At 47.3% G+C, this 23334-nt stretch carries 19 protein-coding genes; 9 read left to right on the top strand and 10 right to left on the bottom strand.

All coding sequences use genetic code 11. The features are described from left to right. The first annotated feature begins 226 nt into the window (after positions 1-226). From D5I41_RS16550 to D5I41_RS16535, 4 genes are all read left to right on the top strand, one after another. Positions 227-688 (top strand): magnesium transporter, encoded by a 462-nt coding sequence (locus D5I41_RS16550; RefSeq protein ID WP_119010753.1) that lies wholly within the window; start codon positions 227-229, stop codon positions 686-688. Further along, positions 688-1719, top strand: coding sequence for an HlyD family secretion protein (locus tag D5I41_RS16545; RefSeq protein ID WP_119010752.1), 1032 nt, complete (start codon positions 688-690; stop codon positions 1717-1719). The genes D5I41_RS16550 and D5I41_RS16545 overlap by 1 nt, the downstream gene beginning before the upstream one ends. 248 nt (positions 1720-1967) lie before the next feature. Beyond that, complete coding sequence (locus D5I41_RS16540) at positions 1968-6944, top strand: 2-oxoacid:acceptor oxidoreductase family protein (protein ID WP_119010751.1); 4977 nt, start codon at positions 1968-1970, stop codon at positions 6942-6944. 1 nt (position 6945) lies between these two features. Next, positions 6946-9687: a sulfide/dihydroorotate dehydrogenase-like FAD/NAD-binding protein gene (locus tag D5I41_RS16535; RefSeq protein ID WP_119010750.1), complete on the top strand. Its 2742-nt coding sequence runs from the start codon at positions 6946-6948 to the stop codon at positions 9685-9687. An 80-nt stretch (positions 9688-9767) separates the two neighbouring features. On the opposite strand, the gene D5I41_RS16530 is transcribed toward D5I41_RS16535, so the two are convergent. Then, entirely contained in the window at positions 9768-10007 is a 240-nt protein-coding gene (locus D5I41_RS16530) for a hypothetical protein (protein WP_017027611.1), read from the bottom strand. Between the two features lie 367 nt (positions 10008-10374). Between D5I41_RS16530 and D5I41_RS16525 the strand changes: the two genes are divergently transcribed. Further along, entirely contained in the window at positions 10375-11178 is an 804-nt protein-coding gene (locus D5I41_RS16525; RefSeq protein ID WP_119010749.1) for a crotonase/enoyl-CoA hydratase family protein, read from the top strand. Positions 11179-11546: 368 nt separating this feature from the next. Here D5I41_RS16525 and D5I41_RS16520 read toward each other — a convergent pair whose 3' ends face one another. The 9 genes from D5I41_RS16520 to D5I41_RS16475 form a co-directional block, all read right to left on the bottom strand. Then, positions 11547-12410, bottom strand: coding sequence for a DMT family transporter (locus D5I41_RS16520; RefSeq protein ID WP_119010748.1), 864 nt, complete (start codon positions 12408-12410; stop codon positions 11547-11549). Positions 12411-12483: 73 nt separating this feature from the next. Beyond that, entirely contained in the window at positions 12484-13581 is a 1098-nt protein-coding gene (locus D5I41_RS16515) for an alkene reductase (RefSeq protein WP_119010747.1), read from the bottom strand. 18 nt (positions 13582-13599) lie between these two features. Further along, entirely contained in the window at positions 13600-13983 is a 384-nt protein-coding gene (gene gloA / locus D5I41_RS16510; protein ID WP_119010746.1) for a lactoylglutathione lyase, read from the bottom strand. 185 nt (positions 13984-14168) lie between these two features. Next, a complete protein-coding gene (locus D5I41_RS16500) occupies positions 14169-15959 on the bottom strand; it encodes a bifunctional molybdopterin-guanine dinucleotide biosynthesis adaptor protein MobB/molybdopterin molybdotransferase MoeA (protein WP_119010744.1) in 1791 nt (596 codons plus the stop codon). Between the two features lie 3 nt (positions 15960-15962). Beyond that, positions 15963-16532 (bottom strand): molybdenum cofactor guanylyltransferase MobA, encoded by a 570-nt coding sequence (mobA, locus tag D5I41_RS16495; protein ID WP_119010743.1) that lies wholly within the window; start codon positions 16530-16532, stop codon positions 15963-15965. Between the two features lies 1 nt (position 16533). Beyond that, positions 16534-17256: an ABC transporter ATP-binding protein gene (locus tag D5I41_RS16490; protein ID WP_119010742.1), complete on the bottom strand. Its 723-nt coding sequence runs from the start codon at positions 17254-17256 to the stop codon at positions 16534-16536. 12 nt (positions 17257-17268) lie between these two features. Next, positions 17269-17967, bottom strand: a complete 699-nt coding sequence (locus tag D5I41_RS16485; protein ID WP_017027602.1) for an ABC transporter permease — start codon at positions 17965-17967, stop codon at positions 17269-17271. Continuing rightward, positions 17967-18830 (bottom strand): ABC transporter substrate-binding protein, encoded by an 864-nt coding sequence (locus D5I41_RS16480; RefSeq protein WP_119010741.1) that lies wholly within the window; start codon positions 18828-18830, stop codon positions 17967-17969. Before D5I41_RS16480 ends, D5I41_RS16485 begins: the two co-directional genes overlap by 1 nt. Before the next feature lie 5 nt (positions 18831-18835). After that, positions 18836-19687: a formate dehydrogenase accessory sulfurtransferase FdhD gene (locus tag D5I41_RS16475; RefSeq protein ID WP_119010740.1), complete on the bottom strand. Its 852-nt coding sequence runs from the start codon at positions 19685-19687 to the stop codon at positions 18836-18838. A gap of 131 nt (positions 19688-19818) precedes the next feature. Between D5I41_RS16475 and D5I41_RS16470 the strand changes: the two genes are divergently transcribed. The 4 genes from D5I41_RS16470 to D5I41_RS16455 all read left to right on the top strand — a co-directional run bounded on the left by D5I41_RS16470 (position 19819) and on the right by D5I41_RS16455 (position 23328). Beyond that, complete coding sequence (locus D5I41_RS16470; protein WP_119010739.1) at positions 19819-20244, top strand: DUF3305 domain-containing protein; 426 nt, start codon at positions 19819-19821, stop codon at positions 20242-20244. A gap of 21 nt (positions 20245-20265) precedes the next feature. After that, entirely contained in the window at positions 20266-20919 is a 654-nt protein-coding gene (locus D5I41_RS16465) for a DUF3306 domain-containing protein (protein ID WP_119010738.1), read from the top strand. A gap of 130 nt (positions 20920-21049) precedes the next feature. Beyond that, positions 21050-22720 (top strand): 4Fe-4S dicluster domain-containing protein, encoded by a 1671-nt coding sequence (locus tag D5I41_RS16460; RefSeq protein ID WP_119010737.1) that lies wholly within the window; start codon positions 21050-21052, stop codon positions 22718-22720. An 8-nt stretch (positions 22721-22728) separates the two neighbouring features. Beyond that, positions 22729-23328, top strand: a complete 600-nt coding sequence (locus tag D5I41_RS16455; RefSeq protein ID WP_119010736.1) for a TorD/DmsD family molecular chaperone — start codon at positions 22729-22731, stop codon at positions 23326-23328. Positions 23329-23334 lie beyond the last annotated feature (6 nt).

The following is a 23334-nucleotide window of genomic DNA, read 5'->3' as shown; positions in this document are numbered from 1 at the left end:
TTTTCTATTCAATATACCCCTCATGCATATCAGGTATAGCAATGAATAATTGGAGGTAATCATCAAAGTTATTTATTGTCACTGTGTTGTGGGGATTACGGAATAGGGAGATGGCCAGCACTCTTTGAAGTTGGGGCGCCATACGTAGTCACTACCATACGTATTTGTATTGTACCAATCGTACTCAGTGACTGGTACCAAAGCCCAACTAAAGTGAGAGTGAGTAATGAAAAGATTGTTCGGTGTTTTAAAGTGGCTAATGAAGGCCATTGGAGTACTCAGTGCCGCTGCTGCAACTTCCCTATTTTTCTCTACCTTATCCAACATTCACGGCAAATCTATGCCGGCCAGCGAGTTCGTCGATGGTAATCCTTCGATCATTAAACTGCTCAATTCTGAAATCTTCATGGGTCTCATCTTCGTTGTGACCATTTCTATCTTTGCTTACGTTGCTTATTTGCTATGGCAATTACACGAAGTTGCGGTTCACGAGAGTGAGCACCGCAATAGCGCACATACCAATGTGGTATTTGCTTTATCTCTGTGTGGCCTGTTTATTAGTAAGACTTGGTGGGTATTAGCGATTGTGGTTGCGTTTACGCGCTGGGACATCATTGGCAACTCATTAAGTGGCGTTATTCGTCGTGGTGTAGAAAAAGACACCCTGTCAGCTGAGGAGTCCAAGTAATGAAAGAGATCATGCTTCCTTATGTATTCATTATGTGGATTCTGGTTAAAGCTGGAGTTATTCAGTGGAATCTGCGCAATGCAACCATGATCACCGCATTTGGTGCCTTCTTAGCAATGACACTATTTACCGTGAGTCGTTTTTGGGCTCCTGTTGATTTGACAGACAGCAGTACCGTTAAAGCACCACACGCGGTTTTGAGTCCTCTAGTGGGGCAGAAAGTTGAAAACGTTATGGTTAACCATAACCAAGTGGTTGAGAAGGGTGAATTGCTTTATACCCTTGAAGCCACAGATTCTGTTGAAGAGATCAAAGGTCTTGAGGCTCAGATTCAGGCGATCAATCATCAAATATCGGCAACCGAAACCCAGATCAAAACAGACGAAACCACAATGGCACGTCTGATGAAGCTTGAAGAGTACAGCAGCCAAGCAGAGCGTGATGATGTAAGAAACGCTATCTTGCAAGGATACTCACGCCTGTCAGAGTTGCGCGCTGAGATTGCAACTATTAACGCTCAGATCAAAGAGAACCAATGGCTTAATGAAATGAACCAAGTGGTTGCGCCATTTGATGGTCAGATTGGTGTTGTTAATATCTCGAAGGGTACTCGCACTGGTAACATGCACATCTATGACACCAGCAAGAAGTTTATGGAGATGCGTGTCAGCGACCAAACCTATCGCTATATCAAAGAGGGTCAGTTTGCCGAGTTTTATGTTAACTCCCACCCTGGTGAAGTATTCCGAGGTAAGGTACACAGTATTACCAGCGGTACTGGCGAGGCGACAGTGTCAGTGAAAAACGGCGCGCAGAATGTAAAGCAACACGTAGGAAATAACGCAGGTGCTCATGGTCGTACCGTCATCATTGAATTTGAAGAGCCCGAAGGCTACAACATCCCAATTGGTGCAACGGGTTCAGCGTGGATTTCTGCCACTAAACCGCACCCAATCCTAGGGTTTATGGATATCATTGGCGGGGCAACAGTTAGGCTGAAATCATTGAAGGCTTACCTTAGCGCTCTATAGAGAAAGCAGAGTATTCAATCAGTAAATAGAGGGTTTTTGTTGAGCATCAAATAAAACCCTACATTTTGTGAGTGAATAGACAACATAAGGCATATTTGCGGTGTAGAATTTAGACAGCACGCAAATGTGCCTTTGTCGTATATGGAAGAAAATCTGAGGCGAAATGCGTGATCTTGACTTAGTTTGTGGGTAAATAACACTGCAATTCTGTGCGGTCTGTTTGTCCACCTGTTTAGGAGAAACAGCGCATGTCCTCGTTATCAAAGACCACCGAATACCCGACTTATCCTGGTACACCTGCCGTCATTCATGGCAACGGAGCGGTTGCTCATGTTATGGATTATGTATGCGGCGGTGTTATTGGCTATCCCATCACCCCGTCGACCGAAATCTCAGAGCTGTATGAGGCGTTTCGTGCTCAAGGCGGAATGAATGTATGGGGACAGCATCCGTTCTTCTTCGAGCCTGAGGGTGAGCACTCTGCGCAAAGTGGCGCATTGGGCGCTGCGCTCACGGGGGGCAAGTACATCTCTAATGCCTCTTCAAGCCAAGGTATCTTGTATGGCTTGGAATCCCACTATGTGACGGTAGGTAAAAAGGCTGCAGGCTTTGTACTGCATGTAGCAGCGCGCTCTGTCTCCAGGCACTCTTTGAATGTGATGGCGGGACACGATGATGTATATGCGCTGTTGTCTGCGGGCTACACCACCTTATTTGCCAGTAATGCTCAAGAAGCGGCCGATCTTGCCTCTATCTCTTATCGAGTCAGTGCGCTCTCGCTAATACCGGTTGCCAACTGTATGGACGGGTTTGCCACCAGTCATATTCAAAGCGAAGTACAGTTACCGGAGCCTGAGCTTTTAAAAACCTACCTAGGTGATCCTTCAGAGCGCATTCAAGCGCCAACCGTAGCACAGCAGATGCTGTATGGTGCTAAGGGGCGAATTTGGCAACTCAATGTCTTTTTAGACAAGCATCAAGATGATTTTTGGCCCGATAAATTACGGGATATAAAAGATTACCTAAAGGCCAATGAAGCGCAGCTAGAGCAAGATAAAGAAGGTCGATTGATCGCCCATACATTGGACTTTATTCCCCCAGAGCTACTTAAAAAATGGCGACGAGTCTGGGTTAATAGCTATGAAAAGGGCAGTCGTCAACGAGTGCCGGCGCTAATGGACACCCATAATCCAGGGCTGACTGGTGGGGTGCAAAATCAGCCAGATTATCAAGCAGGGATTGTTGACCATAGGGTCCACTTTCAATCGGATGTGCCTAAGTTTATCAAGCAAGCGATGCGCGAGTTTGCTCAGCTTACTGGCAGACAATACTCCCCCGTCATGCAATATGAATGTGAGGATGCAGATTATGTCATTCTTGGTCTGGGCTCAGTCACAGACGATGCTGAAGCCGTGGCCGAGTATCTGCGAGGTAAGGGCGAAAAAGTAGGGGTGGTCAGTATTAAGCAGCTGCAGCCTTTCCCTGAAGCGCTGCTCATCAAGGTATTAACCGGCAAGAAAGCCGTGACCATATTAGAGCGTTGTGATGAAACCAAATTGACTGAGCGCGTCACTCGAGCCTTATTTAAAGCAAGAGAAAACGCTGACAGTCATCGTCATGAGAACATTCCCCTTCTTCGTGAGCTTCCGCAAATCTGCACTGGTGTGTTCGGGCTAGGTGGCCACGATCTGCAGCCTCGTCACCTCGTTGCGGCATTTGCAAATATGCAAGCGGCGCAAAGTAAGCCTTTCTTCTACCTTGGTAGTCAGTTCTTTGATAACCAAGCCTCTGAGCAATTACAGGTCATACAAAGAAGACTAAGAGACGCCTATCCAGAGACCGAGTTGATGGCACTGTCCACCGATGAGAATCCTCAATTGCTTCCAAACGAGGCGATACGTACGCGCTTTCACTCAGTGGGTGGCTACGGCACCATAGCGACAGGTAAGTTATTAACCGATATCCTTGCCGGCACGTTAGAGCTGCACTCTAAGTCCATGCCTAAATACGGCTCAGAAAAGAGTGGGGCGCCCACCAATTTCTTCATTACCTTGTCACCAGAGCCGATAAAGATCACCAATGCAGAACTGCAAGAGGTGGAGGTTGTTCTATCGCCTGATCACAAGGTCTTTATGCATACCAATCCGTTAGCGGGTTTGACCCAAAACGGTACCTTTATTCTGCAAACACACCATACTCCAGAGCAAGTATGGAAAGAGATCCCAGAAGCCGCTAGGCAGTACATTCGCGAGCACAATATCGACTTCTTCATTGTGGATGCCTTTAAGGTAGCCAAAGAGCAAGCCCCTAGCCGAGATCTTGAAATCCGTATGATGGGGATTGCCTTCATTGGCGCGCTGTGTGGGCATGCTCGCCAAGTGATAGGCAGTGCTGATGAAGAGGCAATGCTAAACCGAATTGAGCAGCAGATAGCTAAGAAATTTGCCAGCAAAGGACGGGCAGTGGTTAACAGTAACATGGCCGTCATTCGCGAGGGGATGCACGCCACTAAACAGGTCCGCTATCAAGATTACGAGGATGTCGTTCCTACTAGGGTAAGCAGTTCACAAGTCACCCTAGATGACAAAGCAACTCGTGCCAGCAGCTGCCTATTTGATCAAGATTACTTTGATAGCATTGCCGGCAAACATTATGCCGATGGCAGTATTGCCGAAGCGCCGGTTATCCCGGGTTCGGGTATGTTTATGCCGCCTTCTAGCGCAAAAACCAAGAACAAGGGATTGTTTCGCTTAAATGTGCCTTTGTTTGATCCTGATAAGTGTACTGGCTGTATGGAGTGCACCATCGCCTGTCCAGATAGTGCGATACCTAATGCGGTGCATGAGGTGCATGACCTTATCAATAATGCGATAGATACCCTTGCGGTTCCTCCAGCACAAATCTCAGCCCTGAAAGCTGAGGTGCCGAAACTGAGTGACGCGGTAAGACATTACTATCGCACTCACTCTAAAGAGGATTCTCTTCCTCTGCATCAAGCCATTGCATCAAAGCTTGATAGCATGGTCTTCAATGATGGTAAGGTTCAGCAGCAATTTGCGAGTGTGTGTATCGCATTAGAATCTATGCCAGTGGCTCGTACTAAGCCCTTCTTTGATGCTATGGAAAAAGCCATGCCTGGCAGCGGAGGATTGTATTCGGTCGCTATAGATTCGAATAAGTGCAGTGGTTGTATGGAGTGTGTGGATGTCTGCGGCCCCAACGCGCTGCAAAAGGTGCGTCAAACCACTGAGCTCAATGAGCAATTGCATCACAGCTTCGAAACGCTCGCTGCGCTTCCAAACACGCCGATTCGATTTATCGATGGCCAAGAGGCCAAACGCTTATTACTGGATAGAGATAATTACTATGCGATGAGTGCCGGCCATGGTGCATGTCGCGGCTGTGGGGAGGTGACTGCGCTTCGCTTGGTGACTTCAATTAACCGTGCCATGGCAGAGCGCCGCAATAAGGCACATCGTGCACAGCTAGAAAGCTTATTGGATAGGTTAGAGAGTAAACATCGTCAGTTGTTTGAAACCGAGCAGCAGCCTGAGCGTGCCCAGCGTATTGAAGATACAGTTAAGGTATTAGAGCGACGCCTGTATGAGTTTGAACATGGACCAACAGGTGACGGGCCTGCGGATGCGCTGATTGCCAATGCCACAGGCTGTAGCAGTGTGTATGCCTCCACCTTCCCATCCAACCCTTATAAAGTGCCATGGGTAAATAGTTTGTTCCAAGATACGCCAGCACTGGCTAAGGGGTTGTTTGAGGGTGAGGTTGCTAATCAGCTGCAGCAGATTAAGGCGCTACGCTGTGCCAAGCTGGAAGTGGAGGATCTGTATGATCCTAGTATCCACGATAAGCAGCTTAACTATCTAGAGTGGCAACAACTCTCTAGTGATGAACTGAATCTACTACCCACAGTGTTCAGCATCGGCGGGGATGGTGCCACCTATGACATTGGTTTTGGCGCGTTATCTCGACTGCTGACAACCTCTACGCCAATTAAGGTATTGGTGCTCAATACGGGGAGTTACTCTAATACAGGAGGGCAAGCCTCAACCGCAAGCTTTACTGCTCAAGACTCTGACTTGAGCCGAGTGGGTAGCGCACATAGTGGTAAGCAAGAGGCGCGAAAAGAGCTCGGGATCATCGCGATGTTCCATCCTGAGGTCTTGGTGGTGCAAACCTCAACAGCCATTCAAGGGCACTTTATGTCTAACTTAGTGGAGTATCTCAATTATCAAGATGCCCCTGCTTTGTTTGATGTGTATACCCCTTGCATGGGTGAGCACGGAATAGCGGATGACGCCAGCACTAGGCATTCACGCTTTGCTGTTGAGAGCCGAATGAACCCAATATTTGTGCACGATCCGCGCAAGGGAGAAACATTGGCTGAGCGGCTCTCACTCGAGGGTAATCCTGATATCCAGCAAGACTGGACTCAGCAGATGATCACCTATCTGGATGATGATGGAATGACTCAGCTTCTAGAAACGGCGCTCACCCCAGCTGATTTTGCCTTGTTTGAGGGGCGCTTTAAGAAGCATTTCTCTCTTGCAACCAGTGAGCGCAACCTTATTGAACTGGCCGATTACGTTGGCATGAATGTGAGTGAGCGAGCAGATAAAACGCCATTTATCTGGTCAGTAGATAGCTCGCAACACCTAATCCAACTAACAGTATCAAGCTCCATTGTCGCACTCACCGAAGAGCGGTTAAACAACTGGCACATGTTGCAGTATCTGAGCGGACAGCATATAGCTAAGACGAAGACGGAGCATCAAGCAGAGATTGTCCAGTGGAAAGCACGCTATGAGCAAGCGGTTGAGCGCAATGAGCAAACCATAGACACCATTGCTAACGGATTGGCAGAGCTGGCGCTTACCGTAGATAGCGAGGTGCAAATTCCGGTGACGCAAATCGAGTCAACTGATACAACGCCAGCTGTAAGAGCGGCAGTTGATAGATTAGTGAGTATTGCCGAATCCGATATGGCAAGTTGTACCGACTGTAAAACCTGCTATCAACAGCTTCCGGAATTGTTTGAAAAGACCACCATCATCGAAGAGGGTAAGGCAAAGATAGTCAGCCGAGTGATTCCCAACGTCTTTGATAGCCTGGTGATTACCGATGAGCTTATTGAGCGAGCCTCTCGCATCGCTGATGAGTGTGACGCTGAGATTATTCACGTCAGTGTCTCGCAGACTTCGGAGGTGTAGCATGGTTTCGACAATCAGTAAGGCTCAACAAACGCTGCTAGAGCAGCGAATGCGCAAAGACCCCAAGCGCTTTCAGCAAATGGTGATTGATGAGAGCATGCAGGCGATTCAAGCGGCGTTGAAGTATGGAGAACTCTCGGCTTCGTTTGTAGAAAAGCTATGGGATCTGCTGCTCGTAGATGACGAACTCAGTATTACGCTGCAGCGCTATTTATGGCGCGTGCCTCTTAAGCAGAAGCGTGCTTTTGTACGAGGTATCGACCGACATCTTAGTGCTCGATATCCCATGTTTGAGGGCTTATCAAAGGGATGGCCGGGCAGTAATAATATTCCCCCTTATGTGCGTCCTGCAGAAGAGAGACGTAAGGATTTTGATTTAGTTAGCCAGGGGTACCTTGGCTATATGGGATTGGGGTATAACCTGCGTGAGGTTGAGTTGTTTGTTTGGCTTGAGGTACTAAGAGACAAGCAATGTGAAGACCGCCCATGTGAAATCGGCGTGCCTCAGTGCGACAGACAAGGCTCCTCAAAAGCGGAAGTCGAAGGCGGTTGTCCTGTTAAGATCCATATTCCGCAGGTACTCAATCTGATGGGAGAGGGCCGATTGAAAGAAGCCTTTGAGATGATTCGAGATGCGAACCCTCTACCTAACGTTACAGGCCGAGTGTGCCCGCAAGAGTTGCAGTGCCAAGGGGTGTGTACGCACAACGATAAACCCATTGAAATCGGTCAGCTAGAGTGGTTTTTGCCTCAGCGTGAGCGCGAGCTCAAAAATGCAGGCTCCGCAGCGGAAATAACCCACAACCCTTGGGTCTTGGCCACCAAGCCACCAATCGCTATTGTGGGTTCTGGGCCATCGGGTCTTATTAACGCCTACTTGCTGGCTAAGGAAGGTCACCCTGTTACCGTGTTTGAGGCCTTTCATGCCCTGGGCGGAGTGCTACGTTATGGCATTCCAGAGTTTCGATTACCCAACCAATTGATTGACGATGTGGTTGATAAAATCAAGGCCCTTGGTGGGCGATTTGTCACTAACTATATCGTGGGTAAAACCGCGGCTTTGAGCGATCTTAAGAAAGCGGGATTTGTGCGGATCTTTGTGGGAACCGGAGCAGGATTGCCTAGGTTTATGAATGTCCCCGGCGAACACTTACTCAATATTATGTCAGCCAATGAGTTTCTTACCCGTGTAAATCTTATGCATGCCAACCTAGCGGACTACGAAACACCTCTACCCCAAATGCAAGATAAAGAGGTGATGATCCTAGGTGGCGGCAATACCGCAATGGATGCCGCGCGCACGGCATGTCGATTAGGCGCCAATGTCACCATAGTCTATCGACGAACTGAGCAAGAGATGCCCGCAAGAGTTGAAGAGCTTCATCATGCACTAGAAGAGGGTATTCAGCTTAAGGAATTGCGTGCACCGTGTGAGTTTCATGGTGACAAAAATCATCTACTCAGCAGTGCCACGCTAGATGTGATGGAGTTAGGTAAGCCTGATGCATCAGGTCGTCGTCGCCCTCAAGTAACAGGTAAGCAAGAGTTCATCAAAGTGGACTTTGCCATTATGGCTTTAGGCAATAGCTCTAACCCTATCGTGAAAGATGCCAACCCCGATCTCAACACCTCAAAATGGGGAACCTTGCTGCTGGACAAAGACTCGCAGCAAACCTCAATAGAGGGGGTATATAGTGGTGGTGATGCTACAAGAGGTGGCTCAACGGCCATCAAGGCGGCAGGTGATGGGCAGGCCGCTGCACGCGAGATAATGGCAAACTTGGACTTCAATACCCAAGAGCTGCAAGGTCTCGTGGAGAGTGCCAGCCGTTATACCGAACTGGGTCAGACGCCAGCCAAGATCGTTAAGCGTAAACAGTTAACCGATGAGATTGTCGAGTTCACCATTAAAGCGCCGTTAATTGCACAGTCCGCTAGGGCGGGGCAGTTTGTACGGGTATTGAGTGATGAGAAGGGGGAGTTGATACCGCTAACGCTAGCTGACTGGAATGCGACTGAAGGGACTATTGATCTTGTTATTCAGGGGCTAGGAAGCAGCTCTAAACTGATCAATAAAATGCAGGTTGGTGATAGTTTCTGCGCTGTGGCGGGTCCTCTAGGCCAAGCCAGTCAGGTCACAGAGCATCGCGGAAGAGTGGTTTTCACCGCGGGTGGCGTAGGCTTACCTGCGGTATTTCCTATCTTGAGAGCGCATCTAGAGATAGGTAATCAGGTGACGCTTATTTCTGGATTTCGGGGCAAGTCGCACAGCTTTTGGACAGAGCTAGGTGGTCGATTAGAGAGCGTGCGTGAGCACTATCCTGAGCACCTAAAAATTATCTATGCCAGCAATGATGGCAGTCTTGGCATCAAAGGCTTTGTCACCACACCGCTTGAGCAGATGATGATTGCCCATAAAAGCACCAAGGAAGCTGAGGTTTCAGAGGTGATTACCATTGGCCCGCCTATGATGATGCGCGCGGTGAGTGACCTGACTAAGGGCTTCTCGGTGCCCTGTGTAGCGAGTCTTAATTCAATTATGGTTGATGCTACTGGCATGTGCGGCGCTTGTATGGTGCCGGTGATGCTCGATGGGAAATTAGTGCGTAAGCATGCGTGTATTGATGGCCCTGAAATCGACAGTCACATCATTGATTGGGACAAGTTCTTGCCGAGGTTTAATCAATTTAAGCCACAAGAGTATCAAAGCCAGATTGACCACAAGTTAATAGAACCGGATTGATCGGCAGTAGGCACCCTAACGCCCCTAGAGCGAATGACTCCTAGGGGCGGCTTTGTTTATGGAGCGATAAAGAGGATGATCTATTCGATAGTAAGAGAGGCTAAGCCAACCAGACTTGGCGCGGTGAGGGGCTCAACACTACTCACTTTTACCTTGTAGCCTTGTCGCAAGTATTTATAGATATCTTCAGTGCTTTCGACATAGGTGTAACCTTCATCAAACCTTGCCTTGCTTACAGCAAACTTACCATTTTTATGTCGATGGGGCTGTTGAATAAGCCCTTTGTGTTTGCCTCGTTTTGTTTCGTAGAAAATCTTCATTTTAATTACCTCTGCCAATCTAGAGCACAATCAAAAGGACCATAGTGTTGTGTGGTTATTTGGAAAATGCCTGTAAGGATTATCCCCTTATTCATCGGGATTATGTGTTTTTCTCATCACATAACATCATGATGAAAAGGAGGGAATTCTTTATCTATCGAGTTGATCACACTGCATGCTGAAGAAGTAATCGTATTGTAAATTCTGTGTATTGTTTGAGAGTGAGTCGGGTTGTAGAGACGGTGCTCTTGAAAGAATAAAGCATATAAAACTAATGCCTTATGTATGAAAATTAATATACATACCTTTTAAAATGTTAATAAGTTGTATAACTTAGTGGTTTGACCACTATGCAAGGTAAAGCAATATGTCTCGAGTGACCTGCACTATTGATGATAATCAGATTGCAATAGTCAGCCTTAATCGTCCTGAGAAACTCAACGCCATTGATATGGAAATGTTCAAAGCGGTGAATGCCGTAACGCGTGAGTTGAAAAACGATAAACGGGTGAGGGCAGTGATTGTGCGAGGCGCAGGTAGTGATTTTTGCTCTGGGCTTGATGTGAAGTCTTTATTAACCAGTAAAAGTGGCGCGCTCTCTTTGCTCTTCAAGTGGTGGCCAACCCGTGCCAATGATGCTCAGCGCTTTTCCTTGGGTTGGCGCGATATCCCGTGTCCGGTGATATTCTCCATCCATGGTCGTTGCTGGGGGGGAGGATTGCAATTGGCTAGCGGAGGTGATTTTCGTATAGCGAGTCCTGACGCTACCTTTTCTATCATGGAAGCCAAGTGGGGACTTATTCCTGATATGGGAGGAGCTATCGCCTTTCGTGAGTTAATGCGTAAAGACCATACCCTAGAGATGGCGATGACCGCCAAAGAGATCGACAGCCAAACGGCTAAAGAGTACGGGTTAGTCACTAAGATCGCTGACGATCCCTATGCATGTGCCTATCAGTTAGCTCTAGAGTGCATTGATCGCTCTCCAGATGTATTGGCCGCGAATAAGAAGCTCTATCATAACACCTGGTGGTCCAGCCAAGGTAAGGCGCTACTGCTTGAGACTTGGTATCAGATTAAGGTCGGTATTGGGAAGAACAGAGTCATTGCGGCTAAGCGTGAGCGTAATCCTGATGAGAAGCCAAATTATCTGCCGAGGAAGTTCAAGTAAGGCAGTGAAAAGCCGATAACTTTAATACCAATCGTAGTAAATAACGGCTCATCCTAGCTTGTTAAAACACTCGATAACGGCGTTAGAATTTTTGATTGTAGAATAACGACTTATCAAAAAGTTCTGCCTTGTTATCCGGCGTTTTTCCTACGCTATTTCTGACCACTGACTTACTGTGATTGGTATAAGCCATCAGATTAAGGCGTGTCATTGCCGAGGTCTCTTATCGGCAATCTTGAAGGAGTACATCTCTAGATTCCTGTTAACAACTTGCGGGAGTGCCGGCCCAGAAAAGCACTTGGACATGACGGATACCCTAAAGTCCGAGTTGTGATCAAGAGACATGCTGATAGCTTGCAGCTAATTCCTCATCCCTTCTTCGAAAGCTTGATATACACCAGAAGTGACAAGAAGATAACGCCTCCACCCATCATCTTTTGCGCACCGACGACTTCTCCTAGCATGCTGATGCTCAGCATCAGTGTCCAAACGGGCTCTAAAATCATGATCAGTGATGCGGTTTCCATCTTGACTGAGAACTGACCGACCGTTTGTGCTAGATAACGAATCGAGGTGGCAATAAGTGTTGATACTGCAAACCAAAATAAGACATGCTGATTCAATTCGAAAGCCTCCGGCTGGGTAATGCCCACCGAGATGGCACCAATTAATCCAACCGCAAACAGTTGCACGCAGATAGAGGTTAATGGGTTGAGATTGGTGATCACACGCTTGTTTAAAACAAAGTGCAGTGACAGTAGGCCCGAAGCCAACAAGAAATACCATTGGCTTCTATCCACTTGCCAACCATTGGCAAGGGTCAGCAGAGCCATGCCTAAGATAGCAATAGGCAAGGCAACCCAAAAGGCTCGGTTGGGTTTAACTCGAAACAATATCAATGATACAAAGGGCGCAATTATCATGGCAAGACTCATGATAAAGGCACCCTCAGCTAACGTGGTCGAGATTGAGACCGCATAAACCCAAACTTGAATAGACAGGGCTAGGACGAAGCCTACACCAAGCAAAGAGATGATCTGTTTTAGCTTGAGTGCGAGAACTTTTTTATAACAGAAGGGGAAGAGAACTAAGCTCGCGAGCAGGAAACGACTAGTGATGAAGACTTCGCCGGGAACTTCGAGTATAACGAGCTTGGAGGCAATCCAACCTATCGCAGCTAGAATGGTTGCCAATACAAGAAACAGCTCGCCTTTGATGGCCTTAAGATTCATGGTTATCCAAATGTAGGCTTAAAAACGATAAAACCCTGCGAGAGCGCAGGGTTTTGATTGTGTTGAGCGATGATTAAGCTTGGTAGACAGGGTAGTCTGTTAAGCCTTGCTCTGCACCACCAAATAACGTTTCTGGGTTATGAGAAGCTAGAGGATACCCCTTCTTGATGCGGTTAGGAAGGTCTGGGTTTGAAATAAACGGACGACCAAAACCAACCATATCAGTGGTGTTTTCTTTGATAGCTGCAGCCCCTTTTTCTGCGTCGTAGCGACCCGCATAAATAAGCACGCCTTTATACGCTTCACGAACCGCAGTCTTGAACTCTTTTGGTGTTTCTGGTGCGTCTTCCCAATCGACTTCGGCAATGTGCACGTAAACTACGTTTAGCTTGTCCAGAAGTGCAGCCGCGGCAACGTAAGTCTCAACCGGTGTTGCATCAACAGTGCCATTTAATGAAGTAAATGGAGCTAGACGTACACCAACGCGATCACAACCAATAGCTTCTGACATTGCCGTAATCACTTCACCAAGGAAGCGCAGACGGTTTTCAATTGAGCCACCGTATTCATCAGTGCGGCTATTGGCTTCTGAGTCAATAAACTGGTTAATCAAATAGCCGTTTGCTGCGTGCAGTTCGATACCATCAAAGCCCGCTTCGATAGCGTTTAGAGCAGCTTGACGGTATTGCTCAACCACCATTTCGATATCCGCTTTTGTCATCTCACGCGGTTCAACAACGTCAACAAAACCTGGTGCATCAGTACCATTGTCGATGAACACCTTCACATTTTCCGCTTTAAGTGCAGAGGATGAGATAGGCTGCTCGCCACCAATGTTGTCAGGGTGCGTTACGCGACCTACGTGCCACAACTGAGCGAAGATTTTGCCATCTTTCGCATGCACAGCGTCAGTGACTTTTTTCCAGCCAGCAATTTGTGTTTCAGTGTAGATACCTGGAGTCCAAGCATAGCCTTGTCCCAATGCTGAGATTTGCGTGCCTTCAGCAACGATAAGGCCTGCTTCTGCGCGTTGTGCGTAGTATTGAGCCATTATATCGTTAGCAATGTTACCTGGCTGACTTGCGCGAGAGCGAGTCATTGGTGGCATTACAATGCGGTTCTTGAGAGAAAGTGGACCCAGTTGAATCGGTTGAAATAGTGCGTTAGTCATTATTATTTTCCTCTCAAATTAGCCTAGTTGGATCAGTTCGATTGCGTAGCCATCAGGGTCTTTAACGAAAGCGATGTGAGTCTCGCCGCCTTTTACTGGACCTGGTTCACGAGAGACATTGCCACCCAGCGCTTTGATTTTATCGCACGCTGCGTAGATATCGTCAGCACCAAGAGCGATATGACCGAATGCATTACCGTGGTCGTACGCATCAGTATCCCAGTTATAGGTCAGTTCAATAGTGGTTGAGCTTGATTTGTCAGCAAAGCCAACAAACACTAGCGTGTAGCGATACTCAGTGTTTTCGTGACGCTCAAGTTCCTTCATGCCCAGAACCTTAGTGTAGAACTCGATGGATTTATCCAGGTCGGCAACTCGAAGCATAGTGTGTAGAAATTTCATGGCGTATCCTCGCTGGCATTGGTATCAGACCAATGCGTGGTATGAGTGGAATTCGATTAAGCTCACTATACCTAAGGATATTGAAGATAAGAAATTATCATTGCTTATCCAAATTATAATGAAAATTTATAATAAAAAGGGTTTCGATAAATCGAAACCCTTGGCAATAGCGTTAGAGGGAAAAATTAGATTGTCAGGGGGATGATGGTAACCAATTCACCTTGTTCAACCTTGGCATACAAAGGCTCAATCTCAATCAAGCAGTTAGCTTCACTCATCGAGCGCAGTATGCCTGATCCTTGCTTGCCGGTGGAGCGAACAACCAGTTGGCCTTGCTCATTTAGGCTGTAGACACCTCGCGTAAACTCAGTGCGTCCATGACGAGAGCGTAATGATTCACTCGCTAATGCGCGAAGTTTATTGGGAGCCCATTTCTGGTCGCCTTGCATCTTGCGGATAGCCGGCTCCACAAAGTTAATGAACGAGACCATAGTCGCAACAGGATTACCCGGAAGGCCAAAGAAAGGTGTCTCGCCAATCTTACCAAAGGCCAGCGGTCTGCCTGGTCGCATATTGATACGCCAAAAATCGATATTACCGTTTTGCTCCAGTACGTCCTTGATGTAATCAGCATCGCCCACAGAGACACCGCCTGTGGTCAGGACTAGATCCGCATTCTGCGCCGCTTCTGAGACGGCCTTCTCGATCTGATGATGGTCATCTTCAAGGATCCCAAGGTCCAATATTTGACAATTGAGTTGTGTCAGCAGGCCAATCAGGGCATAACGGTTTGAATCGTAGATGCAATTTTCTCTTTGAGACTGACTTGGGTGTTGCACCTCATCACCGGTGGAGAATATAGCCACCTTGAGCTTACGTTTGACCAAGCATTGGTTGATGCCTAGCGAGGCAATCATGCCCATTTCGGCGGCGCCTATTTTGCAGCCCTTCTCAAAGACACTTTGTCCGTCGGCAAGATCCTCTCCTGCACAGCGAACATTTTGCCCAGGTTTGACTGTAGCGCCATTGAAGGTGACAAAACGAGTACCTTCTTCCGTGAAGGTGTCGGATTGCTCACGCATAACAACGGTGGTGCCATTGCAAGGCACTGGTGCGCCAGTCATGATCTTAACCGCTTCGCCTGCTTGCAAAGGGTGCGGATAGTTTTGACCTGCCATTACTTCGGCAACGAGCTCAAAGCGCTCAACAGACACATCTTCATCGCGAATAGCAAAGCCATCCATTGCTGAATTGGTGTGTTGCGGAACGTTGATGTTCGATACTACATCTTCAGCCAAGATATGCTGCAGGGCGTTATCCACCTCTACGTGGGTATGTCCCTCAATCTCTGAGACGGCATCCAATATACGCTCTATTCCTTGCTCAACAGAAAGAAAAGCGGGGGAGAGGGTATCGCAACACGCAGCAACGCTCTCTTCGCTTTGCTTCTTGTCTACGGTGTCGCCAGGCTTCACTCTAGCGACGATAAACTCAGCGATAGCGTCAAGGTCGTTGATGTCAAACTTTGGCAGTGGGCAATCTAAAACGATATCGGTGGCAACCGCGATGATGTTGTCATCACTTGGATACATCCACGAGTTTTGCAGAGCCTCACGGCGCAATTCAATCTTTGGGAACGATTGACTCTTAAATCCTTCAATGAGAATTAAGTCGAGTTCATCGTGCTTAAACTGCATTAGAAGGTGCTCGAAGGTCGCTTCTTCGTCTGGGGTTTCAGTAATCATGGCATTGCGATAGCGTGAGCTGATGTGCATTTGCGTCGCGCCAGCCTTTCGCAAGCGATAGCTGTCTTTACCCTCTTGATCGATATCGAAGTTGTGATGAGCATGCTTAAGAACGCCAAGCTTAAGACCTGCGCTAGTGAGCAAAGGAATAAGCTGCTCAAGTAGGGTCGTTTTTCCCGTACCGCTAAACGCGGCAAAGCCAAGAATTGGTGTGTTACGAATCATTTTCATGGGTTACTGCTTAAATTTAAGTAATTCTTGCTTCGAGTTAAGATTCACAAAGCTTTCTTTGATGTCGCTAAAGTCGATCTGTCTTGTGTTACAGCGATCGTAGAAGAGGATGATCTTGCGTTCACCATCATCAAGGAACTGCTGCAATCGCTCTAGTACGCTGTGACGAAATACAGTGAACACGGGCTGTATAAAGTCACCGTCATGGGCCACTAATATCTCATCTTCATCGTTTATTTCTTGCTGCATACGTTGAATCAGAGTGGGAGAAATTTGCGGGCAATCGCATGGCACAAAACCCACCCATTCACTGTCGACATGGGTTAATCCAGCGTGAATCCCGCCCATTGGGCCAACAAACCCTTGGTATTGATCGGCAAAAACCGGCGCATATTCTTGATAACGCTCTTGGCTGCGATTGGCATTGATGTAAACAGAGTCGGTATGGGATTTGAGAACCTCAAGAACGTATTCGATCAGCGGTTTCTCATTGAGTTCCACTAACCCTTTGTCTTGACCTTGCATACGCGTGGCTTGGCCTCCGGCTAGGACGACCCAGCTTATTGAATTCATATTAGTTCCCTAAAATATTGTGGGTAATGGGTTCGATGTGTTTGATTTCTTCATCGATGATTCGAAGATGAGGAGTTACGGTTAGACCCTGATTCTCTATGCTCCACTGAGTATCACAGAGATTGGTTAGCCCGTTTTGTTGATGACTGGTGATAACAATACTTGAGCCTCGGTCTAGCAGGTCTTTGGCGAGAGAGACTATGCCTTGTGTAGACTCCATATCCAATGATGCACTGGGTTCGTCCATCAATAATATGGATGGGTTAACAATCCAAGCTCTTGCCATGGCAAGGCGTTGTTTTTCCCCTCCAGAAAGCACAGAGCAGTGTTCGTCTGCCAAGGACTCTAGTCCTACTTGTCTTAGGGCGTGAATAGCTCGAGTACGACTATTTAAACCTTGTTGAGAGGTAAGGGGTAAGGCATAGCGAATGTTATCCACCAAACTTGCATCAAACATATAAGGCGACTGATGAAGATACACCACATCTCTGAATAGTTTTCGTTTGAATAGTCGGTGGAATGTTGAAATCTCATTGCCATTTATGGTGCCACTGCTCGGGGTTGTCAAACCGGCAAGTATCTTCAGCAAGGTTGTTTTACCAACGCCATTGTGGCCTTTTAAATAGATGGCATCGCTAGGGCCCAGAGTTAGGCTAGGGATGTGAAACAGAACCCGATCATCATAGCGCTTAGACAAATCTTGGGCTCTTAGTTGTATTGACATTGATTCTCGCCTCTAGACTCGAAGATGACTTTGCCCACGCAAAGACGTTAAGACAAAATTGAGTATCAGTGCTAGTAGCAGCAACACAATACCCAACGCCACACCCTGTGAAAATGCGCCTCTTGAACTCTCTAAGGCAATTGCGGTTGGGATGTTTCGTGTATGGCCTAGGATATTACCCCCGACCATCATGGAACATCCGACCTCTGTGACTATTCGTGAAAATGCGGTCACAATAGCCGCAATTAACGCAAACCGTGTTTCCCATAACAGTGCTCTAAATACCTGAGGATAAGACTTCCCTAAGGTAATGGAGGTTTCGACGTTGCGCATATCGACGCTTTGAAACCCAGCTTGGAGCATAGAGATAAGAATAGGCATTGCGATGAGTATCTGTCCAAGTATCATTGCCTTTTGTGTGAACAACCATTGCCAGTCGCCCATGGGGCCGGAGCGCGACAGTGTCATATACAGCAATAAGCCGATGACCACGGTCGGTACCGCCTGCAGTGTGTTGACTATTGAAGTGACAATATTTCGCCCAGGAAATGGCGCATAGGCCAGTAGCAGTGCAATGGCGATGGCAGGCAGTAAGGATAAACTGAGGGCGAACAACGACACGCTGAAGGAGATAGAGACTACCTTCCACAGCGCGGGGTCGAGGCTAAGAAGCAACTTAATGGCTTCTATTGTAGTGTCACCAATATTCATTAGTTGGACGTTTTCGCATCAGCAGTAAACAGTTTCTCCCCCTTGACCTGAAATTGGTCAATCAAGTGTTGAGCCTTGTCGCTCACTATCCAATCACTGAGCGCTTTAGCGCCATCAATGTTTAGGTCAGGGTAGCGCTTCGGGTTAACACGAATAATTTGGTATTGATTGAATAGGGCAGGATCGCCTTGCACCCAAATAGCAAGATCGAGAGCCTCTTGATAAGCAAGCCAGGTGCCTCTGTCAGTCAAAGTATAGCCTTGTAATTCCGAACTCATGTTCAATGTCGGCCCCATGCCTTGACCGATAGAGCGGTAGTTATTCCAATCATGAGTGCCGCTGCCCACTTCCCATAATGACAGCTCTTTTTTGTGCGTGCCTGAGTCATCGCCGCGAGAAATAAATACAGACTTGCTGTCGGCAATCTTAGTTAAGCCGCTTGCAGCGCTATCTGTTTGGCTAAGCTTAGCTGGGTTATCTTTAGGGCCGACTAAAATAAAATCGTTGTACATTACCGAGCGAGCATCGACACCAAATTCCGCATCAAGGAAGGCTTTTTCGGCCTTAGGCGAGTGAGTAAGAACGATATCGACATCACCCATCTCTCCCATTTTTAAGGCTTTGCCCGATCCCGTAACCAATAACTGAACCTCGTACCCTGTGTCCTTGGTGAAGGTAGGCAACAGATAATCCAGCAGGCCTGAGTGATAGGTGCTGGTGGTGGTTGCCATGCGCAGTGATTTTGAGTCTGCATGTGCTGGAGCAGTAACAAGGATTAATGAAGATAGCGCAGCCAGTAATACTGCACGCTTTTGAGTGGGTTGGAACTGTTTAATGCGTTGAAATAAAGGTTTGAGAAACATGAGATTTATCGATCCTTTTTGATGTCTTCATTATCGGCGTGCTTGCCGTCAAATTCGATTTTTTCTACCCCGTGGTAGACCTGAAAACGCAGCCCCTTGGCTCTGGCGATGATAGTGATGCCAAATCGCTCTGCCAACTCGAGACCCATCTGGGTAACACCAGAGCGGGAAAGCAGGGTAGGGATACCCATCTGGGCTACTTTGATCACCATTTCTGAGGTGAGTCGACCTGTGGTGTAGAAAATCTTATCGTCCCCCGTGTCTTGGCTAAGCCACATCTCACCCGCTAGCGTATCCACAGCATTGTGACGGCCTACATCTTCCACAAAGGAAACCACTTCCCCTTCTCTGCAAACGGCACAGCCATGAACGGCACCGGCCTTTTTGTAGGTATCGTTGTAGTGGGTCAGCGCCATCAGTGTGGAATACAGGGCACTTTGTTTGATCTTTGTTTGTGGCACTTGATAATTTTCTAGGCTTTTCATTACGTTGCCGTACATGGTGCCTTGTCCACAGCCCGAGGTGACAGTTTTCTTTTTTAAGGCTTTTTCGAGGAAGTCTGTATTTTCTTTGGTGACCACTGCCACACTGTTTGTTTCCCAATCTATCAACACGGAATCAAGTTGGGTAGGGTCTGATATAAAGCTTTGATTTTTAAGATAACCTAATACTAGAGCACCAGGGTGAGACCCAAGCGTCATCAGAGTCACGATCTCTCGCCAGTTGAGCAGAACGGTTAAGGGACACTCGCAAGCAATATCTTTGCTCAGTGGCTCTCCATATTCATCAAAGACAGTCACACTCTGGGTTTGAGACGGGGGTTGGCCAACGGCAACAAAATGGGGCGCTTTAGGCATCCAGAATTCCTTTTTCTATACTAGAACAGTGTTGTGTAGAAAGGTGAGGGGGCAAAGCCCATCTTTCAGTTACTCGAGCTGGCTCGGGTAGAACTATTTAAATAATAATGACTTAGCTTAACGAGGTACCAATGAAAACGGAAGATAATTGGCCCATTAGATGTCAGATTATTCTACATCAAACACAAAACTCTAAGTGGCAAACCAGCAATTGGAACATCGAAGAGATATTTTTAGACCCTTCGAAGAGTGAGACGGGCATCGATGCTGAAATCCAACTGTTTAGAGATGAGAGAACCGATTACCGTTTTAACCTGAATTCGCAAACCCCTAAATTGTTCGTGGTGTTGGAAAACGATACCGAATCGCTAAGCCTTGTTTCGGTTACTGTGTCACAAAGCGTAGCAGGCAGTTTTCTGGATGGCGACTATCTGGTGCTATCGGTGGATTTACCATTGGCAGTGCAGGCATGGATGGAGGCCTATCTTGCTCGGCATGGAGAATTGATTGAGCACAAACGTAAAAAACGTAAAGGTGCGGGTCGTGCCAGTCGATAGTGGAAGATCAGGAGTGTCATTATGAGCCGTGGATTGTTTGAAAGATTGCTGCATAAGCATTCAGCACCTGCCGAGCTTGAGGAAGAAATAGAGAATCCTCAGCTTGAGGTGGAACCTGAAGCGATAGTTGAAGAGCAGCTAGAACTCGACGAAGCCAATTTGGAGCCCATAGATTCGAGCGAGCTTGCAGAGCAAGAACCGACATCAGACGATGAAATAGAAGTCTCAGAGGAGCAAAAAAAGGGCAATGCCATGTCTGCGCTGTTGGCTTCAGATGTTGCCCCTGAGTTAAAGAAACGAGCGTTGCGTAGCCTCTTTTTCAGCGGGCAATTTAGTGAGGTCGATGAGCTCAATGACTACAACCAAGACTTTAGTCAGATAAAACCGCTATCTGCCGATGTAGCCAGTAAGCTTCGTAATTGGACGCGCGAGAAAGTGGAGCAACTAGAGGAGTTGGCTGAAGATCTTGAGCCTACCGATGAGTCGCAACTGCTTGTGAATGAGGAGCAAAATCAGCAGGGCAAGCTTGAAGAAAGTGATGCTGAAATTGAGCCTGTAGAGACTCAGTCTGTTAACAAAAAGCAAACATATTCAGGTCTCGATAACAACTCCGATGAGGGTGAATCGACACTAATTAGAGAAGATGAAAATAAAATTGCCAAGAAAATCACATAGTTAATAAATTTTCCTGCGTAATGCCTCAAAATTTCTATGGGTTTAATATGATTCTACAAATTATCTGCAATCCTTAAGCAAACTATTCACAACAGTAAGCTGAGCTTATTCACTAACTCACAGGATGCGAATGCTAAAGGAATTTTTGGCTCAATCGACCTCAAGCAATGGCCAAGCGCGAAACTACGCCTTTAACAACACGTTAGAGCTCTCAAACCTTATTCCACCCACCGTTAGTTATGAAAGTCACGGTGCCTTATTGGTTATTGCGGCAGTTGAAGATCTTGAATCACTTCAGCTGCAATTTTCTGGGTTAAGTTCGGTGACCTTCGCCACCCCAGCAAACTCACCTGTGCAAGGTGGCATAACCCCTTATTACTTCTCGTCAGCTTCTCTTAGCGGGTATATGGGGCGCTTTTCAATTTACCTATCACAACCCGATTCACTATCTGAAATAGATCTCGCCCCCGTTGCTATTGGGCAGCAGTACTTTGACCTGATTTTAGATTTGAGTCCGCAAGCACTGATTGATAATGAAGTGCCTCCTGTGGGTTATTTCCCTGTGGGAAGAGGCTATCCCAAACTTGAAGATGCCATAGAAGAAATCAATGCTTTGGTTGGCACCTTTGATAAGCCTAAATTTTTCCGTTTAGATACCGATAAGTGTGCGCACAGCTCACGCGGTGTTAAAGGGTGCGAACGCTGTATCTTGTCCTGTCCTGCTGGTGCTTTGACCAGCGAGGGAAGCGATGAGATTGGGCATAGAATAGAGATCAACCCATACCTCTGCCAAGGGGTTGGAACCTGTGCTACCTCTTGTCCCACCGGCGCGATTGAATACGCACTTCCGTATCCTCAGGAAACTCAGGGCTACATAGAGCGAACGTTACAGAACTATCATCAGCAAGGTGGCAAGTCGCCTATTATCCTGTTCTGCAGTGAAGAACATGAAACTTATAACCTAATGGCGCTTAGAGCACTGCCTGACAACGTCATCCCTATTGTGGTGAATGAGCTCCCTTCTGTCGGTATAGATACGTGGTTCGCAGCTCTTTCTAATGGCGCCACTCAGGTATTGTTCGCGGCCAGTCGCCGAATGCCAGCCACTATTATTCGAGTGCTAGGTGAAGAAGTGACAGTGGCTCAAACTCTGCTTAGACAACTGGGTATTAACGCCGGTTGCGTTGATATCTTGTACCTAGAAGATTTGAGACGTCAGGCACCTACCTTGATTGAACAACCTTTAGGTATTTCTGTTGGCGAGCTTGAGGGCGATAAGCGCTCAAGACTTTTTCAAGCATTAGATGGATTGGCGAAATCTTTCTCGCCACTTCAGCAGCAAGTCGCACTTCCAGCAGGAGCGCCTTATGGCACAGTTGAGTGCGATACAGATAAGTGCACCTTGTGTATGGCGTGTGTTGCGGTTTGCCCAACCACGGCTATCCATAACGAAGGCAAGCTGCCTTTACTCAATTTTATCGAGCAAGATTGTGTTCAGTGCGGTTTGTGTGAGGGAGCATGTCCTGAGGATGCACTTGCCTTGACTCCTAGAATGAACTGGGATCAGGAGCAACGCACCAATGTCACCGTATTACACAAGGATGAGCCTGCGCTCTGCTTGCGTTGTCAAAAACCATTCGCTCCAAAGTCAATGATTACCATGCTTCAAGGGAAATTAAAGGGGCATTCTCACTTCTCGGATGACAATGCGATCCGCCGAATTGCCATGTGTGAAGACTGCCGAGTTGCGGATGTTTTTGAAGAAATGGCGAAAGATCCTACAAAACAGCTAAAATATTAGGGGTAAGCATGAATCAAGAAGCACTACAGGCACCGCGCGCCGATATTTATTTGTTACTTGCTACCTTGTTCAGACAGCCCCCAAACAGCGATTTGCTTAAGTGGTTAGCTGATATAGAAACGGAAGACAGCAACAGTCAAATGAGCGCCGATTGGCAGGCACTGAAGCAAGCTGCAAGCCAAGCGACGCAACAAGAATTAGAAGAAGAATACCAAGATTTATTTATAGGGGTTGGAAGAGGAGAGGTCATGCCCTTCGCTTCTTGGCATCTCAGTGGCGCCTTGATGGAAAAACCCTTAATAGCCCTAAGGCAAGATCTTACCGCGCTGGGTTTTGAGAGAAATGACAGCGTGAAAGAGCCAGAGGATCACATTGCAGCCATATGCGAGGTGATGGCCATGCTGGTAGAAGAGAACTCTCCGCAACAAGGGGTGTTTTTTAATCGCCACATTGGCACTTGGTATAAAGATTTAGTTAAGCAAATCCAGAACGCGAACGCGGCTGGGTTTTACGTGGTTGTAGCAAGTCTTCTTGCCTCCTTTTTGGAGCTGGAAGCCGTAGCATTGAGTGAGCAGAGCATTGCTGTTCGTTCAAGTGAACTGGATTAGGTTGAG

Origin of the sequence: Vibrio superstes, from assembly GCF_003569005.1 — a bacterium.
Lineage (GTDB): Bacteria > Pseudomonadota > Gammaproteobacteria > Enterobacterales > Vibrionaceae > Vibrio > Vibrio superstes.
Note: the sequence above shows the minus strand (reverse complement) of the source record. Positions and strands in the feature narration are given on the sequence as shown.